The following is a 14,968-nucleotide window of genomic DNA, read 5'->3' on the forward strand; positions in this document are numbered from 1 at the left end:
CGCTTTAAACCCGTCAAACCAATAGCAGGGATCAAGGATGATCGCTTATCTTTTCGGACTGTTAATTGTTTCTTTTTTGCCTCGACTTTCACTGGTCTGGCTGTTCGTTCTACTGTTGCCTTGTTGCTGGATATACCCGCTACGTAGACTGGCATTATATTTTTTTGCCGGTGTTCTGGTGGCGGCTGTTTATGGGGCATGGCAATTACAGCATCGTTTACCAGCGAGTTGGGATTCTTCCGATGCTGTGTTCACTGGCGTTGTTACAGACTTACCTGAATATAATGATCGGCGCACGCGATTTATTTTATCTGTTCAGTCAGGTACTAGTGCGGATCCGGCGCTACAGCGACTGCGCAGTATTCGGGTGAATTACTACTATCAGCCTGATGAGCAGATTAAAGTCATAGCGGCTGGTGATCTCCTGACTCTGAGACTGAAACTGCGTACACCGCATTTTTTGCAGAATCCCGATGCTTTTGACCTGGAATTACATTTTCTGCGTTCTGGGTGGGATGCCAGTGCCACCTTGCTGGACGTGATTGAGCATCAGCCAAACTACGACCAATTTCAGTCTTTACGAGAGCATTTTCGCACTTATCTGAGACGTGAGTTTGCAGCTACCGAAGCGGCCTGGTTATTGCCTGCTATTCTGTTGGGCGACCGTTCCGCCATGACAGATGAGCATTGGCAGGTACTGCAAAAAACCGGTACAGCCCATCTGCTGGTGGTGAGTGGTTTGCATATAGCCGTTGTGGCAGGGGTGGGGCTGTTATCAGGACGTGTGTTTTCAGGGCTACTGTTGCTGGTGGGATTGCGGCATAGATCCCTGCGGGTTCTGCCGTTATTACTGGCATTGCTACTGGCGACGGGGTATGCCGTTTTGGCCGGGTTTAATTTACCCGTTCAGCGCGCCTGGTTGATGGTTTGTGTATTCCTGGCAGGGGAGTGGCGACTGCTACAGTTTTCCGGTTGGCTACGCTGGCGTATCGCATTGATAGTGATTGTAACCCTGCAGCCGCTGGCTGTGATACAGCCAGGTGCCTGGATGTCCTTTGCTGCTGTGGCACTGTTACTGTTCTTGTCAGATTGTCATCGTACCAGGCACAAGATGTGGTTCGGACAGTTGCTCCGCGCACAGTGGGTCATCTTTATTGGCATGATTCCGGTTATGGCTGTGGTGTTTCAACAGTTGGGTTTAGCCGCACCTCTGATTAATTTTTTTGCTGTTCCCGTGTTTTCATTATTTATCATGCTACTGCCTGCTTTTCTCTTGGGTGTGTTTTTAGAGTGGAACTGGGTGACAGCAGTTTTGGTGTTTTTTCTGGATGGTTTTTGGTTTGTTTTGCAACACTTGGAACAGCTTCCGGGGGGACATCATAGTCTTGCTAAGCCTTCAATAATTCTGGTGCTATTGCTTGTGCCTCTACTAAGTGCCTTACTGGCCCCGGTGCCTTGGCGGTGGAAGGGGATAGCGCTACTGTTGTTTGTCCCTTTGGTCTGGCCACCAAAAGATAACCCTTCGGACGGTGATTTTCGTGCGATAGTATTCGATGTTGGGCAGGGGCTGGGTGTGCTGATTGAAACCCAGGAGCATCTACTCATGTATGATACTGGGCCAGGCTATTTTGGTGGTGGCAGTGCATGGTCTTATGCTATAGAGCCCTGGTTTAAATCCCGTAACCTGGGGTATTTGGACCATCTTGTGGTGAGTCATAACGATCTTGACCATGCTGGCGGTTTGAGTGCTTTGAAAGCGAATTTGGTCGTCAGAAGGCAGGAGACAGGTAGTCTGCAGCTGCAACCGGATTTTTTGTCTTGTCATCAGCACCAGAGCTGGCAATATGACGGCGTCAGTTTTCGTTATTTGACAGATAGGCCTGCAGACACAGCCAATGAGAATGATCATTCTTGTGTGCTTGAGGTGCGCAACACGGATTGTAGCTTGCTTTTGCCGGGCGATATCCGGGTGGCAACCGAGTATGATTTGATTCGCAGTCGGCGTCTTGAACCGGTAACCTGGCTGGTTGCTGCACATCATGGCAGTAACAGTTCTTCCAGCGAGGCTTTTATTGATCGGTTACAACCCGACACGGTAATTTATGCCGCTGGCTATAATAATCGCTATGGGCATCCGGTGGCTGAGGTCTCAGAACGATTTGCACGCCGCGGTATACAGGCTTATAACACCGCAGAGGTGGGCGCTATCACGCTCTATGCGAACGCCGGGCAGTGTCAAGAGTCGGTGCAGAGACAACAAAAAAGACGTTATTGGACAAACGGTTGACCTGCTGTTTTTGTGTATTTCATGGTAGAGTTAAGCAGTTATAGGGAGGCTTGCAGAGTGTTTGAACTGATTAAATCAGGTGGTTGGCTGATGTTGCCGATCATCGCGTGTTCTGTTGCTGCCATGGCGATCTGTTTTGAGCGCTTGTGGTTTTTAAAAACTGATCGGGTAATTCCCCAGGGGTTACTGGCTGAAGTCTGGGAGTTGATTCGCAGTGGAGAAATGACACCTGAGCGGCTGAAAGTGATTTCAGAAGGCAGCCCGCTGGGGAGTGTTATAGTTGCCGGTGTACGCAATGCGCGTTATGGCCGTGAGGTGATGAAGGACAGTATCGAAGAATCGGCCAGTCATGTGATTCATCAGTTGGAGCGTTATCTAAATCCGCTCGGTACCATCGCGGCGATCACACCGTTACTGGGACTGCTGGGAACCGTTATCGGCATGATCAAGGTCTTTACCGCTATCATGATTCAGGGCACGGGTAATGCCAATGTACTGGCTGGCGGAATTTCGGAAGCGCTGATTACCACCGCGGCAGGCCTGTCGGTTGCTATACCTGCCTTGGTGATGCATCGCTATTTTCAACGCCGTATCGACACCCTGGTCATTACCATGGAACAGGAGGCTGTAAAGCTGGTTGAAGTGTTGCACGGCGAGCGTGATGATAGTTTGTAACTGCAGGAGCCACCGGTGAAATTTTCCCGTCAGCGAGCAGAGGATCTCAGCATTAATCTGACGCCCTTGATTGATGTTGTGTTCCTGTTATTGATTTTCTTTATGGTGACCACCACCTTTACACGTGAAACCCAGTTGGAAGTGAGTCTGCCCGAGGCTGAATCCGCACAAGCTGTTGCACAGGAGCAAGAGCGCATTGATGTCGTGATTGATGCTGAGGGGCTCTATTCCGTTAATGGACAGGCGCTGGTTAATGCCCAACCACTGACGCTTCGCCGCGCCATCACCGAGCTGGTGGGTGAGCAGCGGGCTATTCCTTTCGTCATCACCGCCGATGCACAAACTCCGCATCAGGCAGTGGTATCGGCTATGGATGTAGCTGGTCAACTGGGCTTTTCTCAACTGCGTATCACTACGCAGGAGAGTGGCGAGCAATTACAGCCCATTACGGATGCAGCCTCGGAATGAAATCATTGCTGGAGCAGGCCTGGTATCAACAAGCCGCTTGGTTAAAGTTGTTGCGGCCACTATCCACTGGCTTTACCTATCTGGCACGGCGCCGGCGTGACGCTTTCAGGGGCCCAGAAAAAAGTTGGGTTGCGCCAGTACCGGTGGTAGTGGTGGGTAATATTAGTGTGGGTGGAACCGGTAAAACGCCGATAGTTTTGGCGCTGATTGAGCTATTGCGCGCTCAAGGCTATAAACCGGGAGTTGTCAGCCGTGGTTATGGTGCCAAGCCACCTCGTTTTCCCTGGTTGGTTGAGCCTGAGCAACGTGCAACACAGGCCGGCGATGAGCCGCTGCTGATTGCAATACGAGGCCAGGTACCGGTAGTCATAGATCCTGATCGGCCTGCCGCTGTGCGTCATCTATTGTCTCAGTTTGATTGTGATGTTGTCATCAGTGATGACGGGTTACAGCATTATGCTTTGGCACGTGATATTGAAATTGCGGTTATCGATGGTGTGCGCGGCTTGGGTAACCGGCGCTGTTTGCCTGAGGGCGCTTTACGGGAGCCGCCTGAACGTCTGTCTGACGTAGATTTTATTCTTCAAAATGGTAATGGCAAGGCGCTGCAGCATCCGCATGCGCAGGTGTTTCAGTTGGCCGCCACAGCGCTGCTGAATTTGAATTCGCGGGAATCAACACCGGTAGATGCATGGGTTGCTGAAAGAGGGTCTGTTCCAGTTGCTGCTATTGCAGGTATCGGTAACCCCGGGCGTTTTTTTGCAACCTTACGAGGGTTGGGATTGCAGGTTGAGGAACATCCTTTTCCGGATCACCATCCATTCGTTGCCGAGGATTTGTCGCAGCCAGAAGCGACCGCAGTCGTCATGACTGAAAAGGATGCGGTAAAATGTCGTCAGTTTGATTGTCCCGGTTGTTGGGTGCTGCAGGTCAGCGCCATTTTACCGGATAGCTTTAAACAGTCACTGCAGCAACAGCTTGCAGTCGTCCAACGTGAAAAAGGTAATCTGCATGGATAAGAAATTGCTGGATATACTGGTTTGTCCAGTGTCCAAGGCACCGCTTGAGTACAATAAGGATTCTAACGAACTGATCTGTCGTGCCAGTGGCCTGGCTTATCCGATCCGTGATGATATTCCGGTGTTGTTGGAAACTGAAGCACGCACCTTGACAACAGAAGAGCGATTAAAAGAGAAGTGATACGATGGGATTTTCTGTGGTGATACCGGCGCGCTTTGCGTCCAGTCGTTTTCCTGGTAAACCCCTCGCTGACCTGCTGGGTAAGCCAATGCTTCAGCATGTCTATGAGCGTGCGTGTGAAAGTGAGGCGCTAAGGGTCATCATTGCCACCGACGATCAGCGTATTGCTGATGCGGCGAAAACCTTTGGTGCTGAGGTCTGCATGACGTCCTCTGATCATCCATCCGGTACTGATCGGTTACAGGAAGTGGTGCAGTCACTGGGGTTTTATGCCGATGATATCGTAGTGAATGTTCAGGGTGATGAACCGTTGATTCCACCGCGTATCATTAATCAGGTGGCGCATAATTTAATGGCGATGCCGGAGGCCGGTATTGCTACGCTGTCTGAACCTATCGACTCGATCGAGGCGTTGATGAATCCTAACGTCGTCAAGGTGATTAGCGATCGCCAGGGTATGGCACTTTATTTCAGTCGTGCCACACTACCCTGGCCACGCAATGCGTTCCAGTCTGGGGATCACTCAGTGATGCCTGCTGGCTTCGCCTGGCAACGCCATATCGGTCTGTATGCCTATCGTGTACGTCTGCTGAATGATTTTGTGACCTGGCCACCGGCGGCACTGGAAGAGGTTGAGTGTCTTGAGCAGTTACGCGCACTCTGGAACGGTGTTCGTATTCATGTAGCCCCCGCCGATGAGGCACCCCCTACGGGTGTCGATACACCGGAAGATCTGGATCGGGTCCGTGAATGGTTGGTGCAGCAGGCGGCTCACTAATGCTTGAGTTGCAAACGCAGGTATCACTGCAGGCGTTAAACAGTTTTGGTTTTAATAGTGTGGCTGAGCGCTATATTGAACTTACGCAACCGGCACAATTACCCGCACTGATCGATTACTGCCAGGAGCAGGTTTTACCCTGTTTAATCCTGGGTGGCGGGAGTAATCTGGTATTGTCTGCGCGCGTGCCAGGTGTGGTTGCACGGGTCAGGCTGCGGGGTATCGAAGTCGTTTCAAGGAGTCAGCAAACTGTTCGTGTGCGTGTTGCGGCTGGGGAGTCTTGGCATGAAACTGTGTCCTGGCTGCTGGATCAGGGTTTTTATGGCCTGGAAAATCTGGCGCTGATACCCGGTACGGTGGGGGCTTCTCCGGTACAAAATATTGGTGCCTATGGTGTTGAGCTGAAAGATCGTGTTACAGCCGTTCATGTATACGACACCTTACAAAGTCAATTCACCCAATTGACACCTTCCGAGTGTCAGTTTAGTTACCGCGACAGTCTGTTCAAGTCAGTCGACCCAGGGCGCTATATCATCACCGCGGTTGAGTTTGAGTTGTTCCTTAACTCTGATCATCTGGTGTTGAATTATCAGGCGCTGCAGGAAACCTGTGCAACCATAGCCGGCTCTCAGGTTGTAACGCCCAGGCATCTGTTTGACGCGGTGTGTCAACTGCGCCGGAGTAAATTACCCGATCCAGTAAGGTTGGGTAATGCGGGCAGTTTCTTTAAAAATCCTCACGTAAGTGCTGCTAAGTTTCAGGCGCTCAAGCAGACATTCTCTAATTTGGTTGCCTATCCAGAAGGTGAGGGTTATAAGCTGGCGGCCGGTTGGCTTATTGAAGCCTGTGGCTGGAAGGGTAAGCATTTTGAGCAGGTGGGAGTGTATGACAGGCAATCACTGGTTCTGGTGAACCATGGGGGCGGTGATCGAATACAAATCGAAAGCCTGGCGGTACAGATCCAGGATTCAGTGTATAACGCTTTTGGTGTCCGGCTGGAACCTGAGCCGCGTTACTATCCTTAATGTGAGCCATTGACTGGGTAGTAGGGCCGTAGGTATAAAATAAAAAGGGCGGGTATAAAACCCGCCCTTTTTTATCATGAAGAGCTGCTGTCGCTGCCTTCTTCAGATGGCTGAGCTTGACGCTTCAGTCGAGGATCGTTGGAAGCTCGTCGACTGGGGCGTCGTGGCTGAGGCTTTTCGGCTTCAGTAGTCTGTTCAGTTTCCGCTGTACCCTGCGTTTCCGGCTGGCTGTCAGCTGCTTCAGTTTTCACTTCGTTGAGCTGGGGTGCCTGTTCTGCTGTGTCCAGGCTGACTGGTGTTTCCGCAGCCGGAGGTTGTGCAACCTCTTTAGCTATTTCCACGTCAGGGGTTGGCTCTACATCAGCTGTTGGCTCAACGCCACCTGTTGATGCAACTGTTTCGGCTTCAGCTTCTGTAGCGTCGGCGGTATCAACTACCTGAGAAGTATTACCCTCAGTAGCTTCAGCAGTCATCTCAACTTCCGCGGCAACTTCGATAGGCTTCTGAGCCTCAGCAATGGCTGGTGTTTCTGGTGTTTCTACAGAAGCAGCAGGCTCAACTGGGTCAGTCGTTGCCACCACCTGGTTTTCTGTCTCTGCAGAAGGTGTTAAGACGTCTTCCTTAGAGATTGTCTGCTCTGTTGTGGTTTCCTGCAGCTCTGTGCTTTCGACCATTTCGGCTGTTTCAGCAACTGAGGTGACTTCTGCTTTGTTGGGCGCTACATCTTGTTCTTGAATCTGTGGATTCGATGCGGCTTCAACTGTTTCATCAGTTTCAGTGTCGGCGACAGCCAGCGTACGGTTAGCGTTACGCTCGCCAGTACGACGGCGACGACCACGTTGACGGCTGCGGCTATTATCCGCTTCCGAACGATCTTTCTCCGCACTGCTATCCGGCTTGTCGGCCGTTACTTCCTGCGGCTGCTCAGTGGTCAGTTCTGTCTCAATAACCGTTTGTTCGGTTGATTCGGCTTTATCCTGTCGGCGCTTGTCGTTGTTGCGACGGCGACGACGTGGACGTGAAGCGTTTTCATCCTGAGCCGGTTTTTCACCAATCGGTGGCAGGTTCTGTTCCGGTTCAATGGTGATAACTTCTTCCTGACGCTCATCACGGCTGCGATCACGACGTTTGTCGTTGTCCTTGGGACGACGGCGACGCTTGTCACTCTGCTGAGTCGTCTGGCGAGAACTAGAGCTCTGTCGGCGACTATCAGGTTCCGAGCGTTTGTTGCGTTCTTCGGCTGGCTTTTGGACAGCAGTCTGTTTCGGGGCCGTATCCTTTGCTGAGGGTGCCACGAACAACGTTTTCAATGTCGACATCACGCGGCTGGCAAAAGAACTGCCACTGCTAACGGGAGCCTTGGCAGTCGGAGTGCTTGATACACTGGTCTGTACTGGCACTTCAGTTGCAACCGGCTGTTTACGCTCAGGTGGCGTGATGGTTTTAACCGCCGCTTCCTCACGTTTTATCGGTTTGCGGCTGTTGTCATCGGTATCCTGCTGGGGCTCAGGCTTGCTGAAGCTGGTATTGTCTGTTGTCGCAACCGTATGATCATCGCGAAGTCTCACTACTTCATAGTGAGGCGTTTCCATATTTGGATTGGGTACGATCACAACCTGAACGTCGTGGCGTCGTTCTATCGCATGGACTTCGGCACGCTTTTCATTCAGCAGGAAGGTCGCCACACTGACCGGCAGAATCGCACGGATCTGTGCGGTGCGATCTTTGGAAGATTCTTCCTCGATCAGTCGCATGATGGATAGAGCCAGTGATCCGGTATCGCGAATAACCCCTGTACCATTACAGCGCGGGCAAACACTGCCACGCGTTTCGCTCAGCGAGGGACGTAGACGCTGGCGTGACATTTCCAGCAGGCCGAAACGTGAAATACGACCCATCTGTACGCGGGCACGATCCACTTTCAACGCATCGCGTAAGCGGTTTTCGACTTCGCGCTGGTTCTTGATCGGGGTCATGTCGATAAAGTCGATAACGATCAGGCCACCGATATCACGCAGGCGCAACTGGCGGGCAATTTCATCTGCCGCTTCCAGGTTGGTGTTTAATGCTGTTTCTTCGATATCGCTGCCACGTGTTGCGCGGGCTGAGTTGATATCAATGGAAACCAGGGCTTCGGTTGGATCTATGACAATAGAGCCACCGGAGGGTAATTGGACTTCACGTTCAAACGCGGTTTCGATCTGACTTTCAATCTGAAAACGGTTAAACAGTGGGGTTTCTTCTTTATACAGTTTGATGCGGCTTTCGAAGGTCGGGATAACCTGACGTACGAACTGCAACGCCTGATCATAGACTTCCGGACTATCGATCAGGACTTCACCAATATCAGCACGAAGGTAGTCACGAATGGCGCGGATAACCACACCACTTTCCTGGTACACCAGGAAGGGCGCTTTGCGCTGGTTAACTTCGAGGATGGCATCCCAAAGGGTAGTGAGGTAATCAAGGTCCCACTGCAGCTCTTCGCTGCTGCGACCGATACCGGCGGTGCGAATAATTACGCCCATATTGTCTGGTACGTTCACACCGGACAAGGCTTCCTTGAGCTGTGCACGATCATCACCCTCGATGCGGCGGGAGATGCCACCCGCACGTGGGTTGTTTGGCATAAGCACCAAGTAGCGACCGGCCAGACTGATAAAGGTAGTTAACGCCGCACCCTTGTTGCCACGCTCTTCTTTATCAACCTGAACAAAAACTTCAGTGCCTTCCTTGACGACTTCACGGATGTTCGGACGTTGTCCGCGTTCCGGAGATTTACTGAAGTATTCACGGGAGATCTCTTTTAATGGCAGGAAGCCATGGCGGTCAGCACCGTAATCGACAAAGGCGGCTTCAAGACTGGGTTCAACCCGGGTGATGCGACCTTTATAGATGTTGGCTTTCTTCTGTTCACGGCTATCAGATTCCATGTCCAGGTCATATAGGCGTTGGCCATCAACAAGCGCAACACGCACCTCTTCCGACTGAGTTGCGTTAATCAGCATTCTTTTCATGTTGTTATGCGTTCTCAAAAACGTAACGCATTGCACCCCGTTAGCTTTGAGCCTAGCGGGTGTAAGTAAAGTCCAGTCTTTGTGACCGGCTGTCGCTATCGGCGAATGCAGCCGCAGGGCAGACAGTGTCTGCCAAACATGTCGGCGGTGAAGGAAACGTTAACCAATGTGGTTATTCTGTATGCCTTGTGTCTGCGTTTAAGCAGTTTCCGGGTTAACGTGCATCTTCACCTCCAACCGGACCCTCGCTCTTGCAAAGGTGGTGAAAGCGTTACTTCAAATTCTGTTTTAATTTCAAATGAAATCAGTTAATGCTACTTGCACAAAGGCAACGATGGATTGAAAAGTTCAGATATAAACGTCACCGGTTGCCCTGATTCGAAAATAGCTAAAGCCAACGGCCAGCAGCATCGGTAGAATATATCAGTAAAGTATGACCGCATCAATCAGTGAGATCGAATCAGGATATGCCAGATACCAAAGAACAAGCCCCGCGCCCGAGTGTACGCTTCATTACTGTTGCCGATGACAGGGATGGGCAGCGCATTGATAACTTTTTACGCACCGAGCTCAAAGGAGTGCCAAAAACACTGCTATATAGAATACTGCGTAAAGGTGAAATTCGCGTTAACAAAAAGCGTGTTAAGCCTGACTATAAGCTTAATGCCGGAGATGAGTTGCGTATTCCGCCTATTCGAATCCCGGAACAGAATGAACCCGTACCTGTAGGGCGCAGTCTGGCCGAGCATCTGGAGTCAGCCGTGCTTTATGAAACCGATGCGCTGATTGTTATGAATAAACCATCCGGGTTGGCTGTGCACGGGGGGAGCGGTATCAATAACGGTTTAATTGAAGCGTTACGGCAGATACGCCCCCAGGCACGTTTTCTTGAGTTGGTCCATCGGCTTGATAGAGATACGTCTGGCTGCATTATGGTGGCAAAGAAGCGCAGTATGTTGCGTTATTTGCATGAAGGCTTGCGTGAAAAGCGTATTCATAAGGTTTATCACGCCCTTGTCAGTGGTAAATGGCCTAACCGGCGTCAGCGCATCAATGCACCTTTGTTGCGGGATGAGTTGAAATCCGGAGAGCGGATTGTGCGGGTGCAGCCAGAGGGTAAAGAGTCCATTACTGATTTTCAGGTGTTACGTCGTTTTGGTGATCTGGCCACTTTGGTTGAAGCTTGCCCTTTAACCGGACGTACCCATCAGATTCGTGTTCATAGTCAGTTTAGCGGCTATCCTATTATTGGTGATGTTAAATACGGTGTTGATGCAACCAATGCCCAGATGCGCTCAATGGGGCTGAAACGGTTGATGTTGCATGCAGCGGAACTCAGGTTGACCTTGCCCGATGGCGAGCTGTTGAAGGTCCAGGCAGAGTACGATACAGAAATGGCCCAGGCTATAGATACGCTGGTTAACGCAACCGCTTGATCAATAGTGAGGTGCTAAGCAAGGAGAGTTCAGATGTTAACTATGCGTACACGGATGCTGGGGTTAATTGGTGCATTAATTGCCCTGATGCTGGGTATGCAGGGACTGTATCTCAACTTTAGCAAGGCTGATCTTCTGAGTGAGCAAATGGGCTTGCGTGCATTGAGTGTAGCCAAGACAGTTGCGGTAATACCTGAGTTGATCGCCGCTTTTGATGCCCCTGATCCAGCCGCAATTATTCAGCCGATCGCTGAGCGTATTCGACTGGAGACTGGTGCTGAGTATGTCGTGGTGGGTAATCGCGATGAGGTGCGTTACTCGCACCCTGTACCTGAGCGGCTCGGGAAGAAAATGGTGGGTAGTGATAATGAGCCTGCCTTGCTCTATGGTGAATCTTATATTTCCTTCGCAACCGGTACGCTTGGAGAAGCTATGCGGGGGAAGACTCCCGTCAGGGATACTCAGGGAAATATTATCGGTGTTGTCTCTGTTGGTTTTTTAGTGGATCAGGTGTCTGAGGATGTAGGCCGTTCGCTGTATTTGGGGTGGCTGATGATTGCGACTTCAGTGGTGCTGGGGCTGGTAGGTGCTGTGTGGATCTCAGCGCATATCAAACGACTTATCCTGGGTCTTGAACCGCACGAAATAGCAAGATTAATCAATGAGAAAGAAGCGATACTTCAGTCAATACATGAAGGTATTGTTGCGGTGAATCGTGATGGTCGTATTACACTGTTAAATCAGTCGGCGCAACGCACACTTGGCATCAGTGGACACCATGAGTTTCAAGGTATGCCAGTGGATGAGTTAGTGCCGCATTCTCGTCTTCAGGATGTATTAACCAGTGGTAAACGCCAGTTTGATCAGGAGCTTTGGATAGGCGATACCCTGGTTGTTGTGAATCGCGTGCCCATTTTTAACCCTCAGGGAGAGGTGGATGGCGCCGTGTCGACTTTCCGCAGTCAGCAAGAAATCCGTGAATTGTATGCGGCACTGAAGCAGGTTAATGCGGATGCTGATCTGCTTCGAGAACAGGCGCATGAGTTTTCTAATCGACTCTATACAATTTCGGGTTTGCTGCAGTTGGGGAAAATTGATGAAGCATTGGCATTGATTCATCAGGAGGGGCAGCTCGAGCAGGACCAGGTGCGCTTTGTACTGCAGCATCTTAATAACCCGGTTTTAGGTGCCATGCTGTTATCAAAAATGAATCAGGCTCGCCTGCGGCATATTCAATTTGAAATGGATAACAGCAGTTCGCTGGATAGCAGTCTGCATCTTCAGGCTCAGGACGCCTTGCTCAAAATTCTCAGCAATTTAATTGATAATGCATTTGATGCGGCTCAGGAAAAAGCTGATACCACTCCAAAGGTACGTTTGTTTTTTACTGATCTGGGTGAGCAGCTATTGATCGAGGTTGAGGACAATGGACCAGGCGTAGAGCCGGAAGCGCTGGAGCAGCTGATCCGGCAGGGTTATTCAACTAAATCAGGCACTCATGGTGGAATTGGCCTAGCCTTAGTTAAACGTATAGTCGATAGATATGCGGGTAATATCTATCTTGAAGAAGGGGAGCTTGGGGGGGCTTGTTTTGTTGTGACACTGGAAAAAGCCCTGATCAGTATTACAGATGCGACAGGATAAAAATGACAATGTACCGTGTGCTGATTATTGAGGATGATTTTCGCGTGGCTGATATTAATCGGCAGTTTATTGACCAGGCGGATGGGTTTGCTGTGGTAGGTATATGCCATACCGCGAGTGAGGCGCTGGTGTTTTTGGAGCAGCAGGAAGTCTTGCCGGATCTGGTTTTGTTGGATGCCTATATACCGGATGTCAAAGGGCTTGAGTTGTTATGGGAGCTACGTCGACGCTTTCGGACCCTGGATATCGTCATGGTAACGGCCGCAAAAGAAGTTGAAACCATTCAGGAAGCGCTACGTGGTGGGGTTTTTGATTATCTTATTAAGCCGATAGAAAGTAGTCGGATGATGCAGATGCTGAAGCGCTTTCGTGATGAAAGGGTCTTGATGGGTCGACATACTGAACTTGATCAGTCAGTGCTGGATAGGGCATTGATTCGCAACGAGTACTCTCAAGTAGAGGGAAGCCGTCTACCCAAGGGGATTGATCCACTTACGCTGGAGAGAGTTAAGGGTGGCTTGGACGCACGTGTTGCACAAACAGCCAGCTCGCTGGCACAACAGACGGGTGTCAGTCGTTCAACTGCAAGGCGCTATCTAGAGTTTCTTGTGGCACAGGGTGAAGTGAAGGCTGAGTTGGATTATGGCGAGGTGGGGCGCCCGGAACGGCGTTATTCGCTAGGTTAACCTAGCGGGTTTTTTCTGGTGCGTGAGCAAAATGAACAAAATGCCATTTATGCTGCTTTTATCAATTATGATCAGAAGGTTGTGAGCGCCTAGGGAGCTAATTAGATTAATCCGTGGTTATTCATAAAATGATAAGAAACAATGGAGCACTCTATGAAATCCCTATTGAAACACCCCCTCAAAACCCTTGCGTTGATGGGTACTGCACTCACCCTGTCTGCGGGTGTCATTGGCAGCGCGGTAGCGGCTGACTGGACACCATCGCGTGCTGTTGAGTTTGTAGCTCCCGCTAACCCTGGTGGTGGTTGGGATACACTGGTCAGAACAGCCGCTAATGTAATACGTACAGAAGGCCTGGCTGATCAGAATTTTGCTGCAATCAATGTTCCTGGCGGTGGTGGTGCCGTAGCCTGGGCTCAGATAGCTCGCGATAATGGCAATGATCACAAACTATTTGCCACTAGCCCTCCAATCATACTGGTGCCTTTGGCAGGAACTTCGCGTTTCAACCATACTGACTTTACTCCTGTAGCCCGTCTGATTACTGATTACTCCATTGTTCTAGTAGGTAAGGATTCACCTTATCAAACCATCAACGAATTACTTGAAGCGATTGGCGAAAATCCGCGCTTAAGTGTCGGTGGTGGCTCGGCAGCAGGCTCAATGGACCATATCTCCATAGCGGGTGCGGCCGCAGCCGCTGGAATCAATGCGGCGTCTGTTAACTACATTGCCTTTTCTGGTGGTGGTGAAGCTATGACCAGCTTGCTAGGTGGGCATGTTGAAGCGGTGATTACCGGTGCCGGTGAAGCGGCTGCACAGTTGGAAGGTGGTGAGATACGTGCACTGGGGGTTTCATCACCAGAGCGAATTGCCGGTCTGGATGTACCAACTTACAAAGAACAGGGCTTGGATTACACCTTCGATATCTGGCGGGGTGTGATGGCACCGAAGGATATCTCTGAAGAAGCACTGCGCTACTATGAAGATCTGTTTGCCAAAATGATGGAAACTGATGACTGGAAAGAGGCCACAGAGCGCCTTGGTTGGTTGGACGCGTATCAGAACAGCGAAGAGTTTGGAGCGTTTCTGGATACGCAGCTGACACAGTTTAGAGCAGTTCTGGGCGAATTAGGGCTGCTGCGCAACTAAATCACCTTATTAATATTGCCAGCGTTGACTGCAGAGCATTGTGGTCAGCGCATTTATCTGACGTATATAGGGTGACTTTATGGCACGTGTAACTACTAATCAATTAATCGGAATAATCCTGTTAATCTTTTCTCTGGGTTATATTTGGATGGCCTTTCAGATTCCAGTATTTCCTATTCCGCGTCCAGTCGATTCTGACGCTTTCCCCAAAATGCTGGGGGCTGGGTTACTGGTATTATCTCTACTGCTTATGTTCGAAAAACAAGCGCAACCCAATGAAGATGCTTCTGATGATTCAGAGCCTGCACCAGAAAAATCGGCATTTACGAAGCGGCCTGCTGTGCAAGTGATGGGCACGTCTGTGGCTGTTCTGGCTTATGCGTTGTTGATTGAGCCTTTGGGTTTCTTGTTATCCTCTGTGTTGCTTGGATTTGGGTTGGCCTATTGGTTTGGATATCGCCAGCACTGGATCAATCTGCTAACAACCGGCGGCGTCGTCCTGGTTCTTTACCTGCTGATGAATAAGGTCATGGGAATCTACCTGCCTCAGGGTGTGTTGCCCTTTTAATGCTTACAAGTTCAGATAATAAGAAGGTCTCT

13 protein-coding genes are annotated in these 14,968 nt (G+C 50.5%); 12 read left to right on the top strand and 1 reads right to left on the bottom strand.

Translation table 11 applies throughout. The features are described 5' to 3' along the window. Positions 1-37 precede the first annotated feature (37 nt). The 7 genes from ACN0R1_RS05905 to murB are packed head-to-tail and all read left to right on the top strand — an operon-like array spanning position 38 to position 6,433. Positions 38-2,287, top strand: coding sequence for a DNA internalization-related competence protein ComEC/Rec2 (locus ACN0R1_RS05905; RefSeq protein WP_417580867.1), 2,250 nt, complete (start codon positions 38-40; stop codon positions 2,285-2,287). 57 nt (positions 2,288-2,344) lie between these two features. Continuing rightward, positions 2,345-2,962, top strand: a complete 618-nt coding sequence (locus ACN0R1_RS05910; protein WP_417580869.1) for a MotA/TolQ/ExbB proton channel family protein — start codon at positions 2,345-2,347, stop codon at positions 2,960-2,962. A 15-nt stretch (positions 2,963-2,977) separates the two neighbouring features. Then, on the top strand, positions 2,978-3,430 hold the full coding sequence (locus ACN0R1_RS05915; protein ID WP_417580871.1) for an ExbD/TolR family protein: 453 nt from the start codon (positions 2,978-2,980) through the stop codon (positions 3,428-3,430). Next, a complete protein-coding gene (gene lpxK / locus ACN0R1_RS05920; RefSeq protein WP_417580873.1) occupies positions 3,427-4,449 on the top strand; it encodes a tetraacyldisaccharide 4'-kinase in 1,023 nt (340 codons plus the stop codon). Before ACN0R1_RS05915 ends, lpxK begins: the two co-directional genes overlap by 4 nt. Continuing rightward, the gene (locus ACN0R1_RS05925; RefSeq protein WP_036519173.1) at positions 4,442-4,630 is read left to right on the top strand and encodes a Trm112 family protein; all 189 of its coding nucleotides are present in this window, start codon (positions 4,442-4,444) and stop codon (positions 4,628-4,630) included. The genes lpxK and ACN0R1_RS05925 overlap by 8 nt, the downstream gene beginning before the upstream one ends. A 4-nt stretch (positions 4,631-4,634) precedes the next feature. After that, entirely contained in the window at positions 4,635-5,408 is a 774-nt protein-coding gene (kdsB, locus tag ACN0R1_RS05930; protein WP_417580875.1) for a 3-deoxy-manno-octulosonate cytidylyltransferase, read from the top strand. Then, on the top strand, positions 5,381-6,433 hold the full coding sequence (gene murB, locus ACN0R1_RS05935; protein ID WP_417580877.1) for a UDP-N-acetylmuramate dehydrogenase: 1,053 nt from the start codon (positions 5,381-5,383) through the stop codon (positions 6,431-6,433). The genes kdsB and murB overlap by 28 nt, the downstream gene beginning before the upstream one ends. Before the next feature lie 74 nt (positions 6,434-6,507). On the opposite strand, the gene rne is transcribed toward murB, so the two are convergent. Continuing rightward, positions 6,508-9,450 carry a ribonuclease E gene (gene rne / locus ACN0R1_RS05940; RefSeq protein ID WP_417580879.1) on the bottom strand — a complete coding sequence of 981 codons (2,943 nt, stop codon included), beginning with the start codon at positions 9,448-9,450 and terminating at the stop codon, positions 6,508-6,510. Between the two features lie 467 nt (positions 9,451-9,917). On the opposite strand from rne, the gene rluC reads away from it, so the two are divergent. The 5 genes from rluC (at position 9,918) to ACN0R1_RS05965 (ending at position 14,936) form a co-directional block, all read left to right on the top strand. After that, positions 9,918-10,886, top strand: a complete 969-nt coding sequence (gene rluC, locus ACN0R1_RS05945; RefSeq protein WP_417580881.1) for a 23S rRNA pseudouridine(955/2504/2580) synthase RluC — start codon at positions 9,918-9,920, stop codon at positions 10,884-10,886. A 33-nt stretch (positions 10,887-10,919) separates the two neighbouring features. After that, on the top strand, positions 10,920-12,530 hold the full coding sequence (locus ACN0R1_RS05950; protein WP_417580883.1) for an ATP-binding protein: 1,611 nt from the start codon (positions 10,920-10,922) through the stop codon (positions 12,528-12,530). 2 nt (positions 12,531-12,532) lie between these two features. Continuing rightward, the gene (locus ACN0R1_RS05955) at positions 12,533-13,216 is read left to right on the top strand and encodes a response regulator (protein ID WP_417580885.1); all 684 of its coding nucleotides are present in this window, start codon (positions 12,533-12,535) and stop codon (positions 13,214-13,216) included. 153 nt (positions 13,217-13,369) lie between these two features. Further along, on the top strand, positions 13,370-14,368 hold the full coding sequence (locus ACN0R1_RS05960; RefSeq protein WP_417580887.1) for a Bug family tripartite tricarboxylate transporter substrate binding protein: 999 nt from the start codon (positions 13,370-13,372) through the stop codon (positions 14,366-14,368). A 79-nt stretch (positions 14,369-14,447) separates the two neighbouring features. Beyond that, positions 14,448-14,936 (top strand): tripartite tricarboxylate transporter TctB family protein, encoded by a 489-nt coding sequence (locus tag ACN0R1_RS05965; protein WP_417580889.1) that lies wholly within the window; start codon positions 14,448-14,450, stop codon positions 14,934-14,936. Positions 14,937-14,968: the final 32 nt, after the last annotated feature.

This window comes from Nitrincola sp. (genome assembly GCF_048264025.1).
Classification (GTDB): domain Bacteria; phylum Pseudomonadota; class Gammaproteobacteria; order Pseudomonadales; family Balneatricaceae; genus Nitrincola.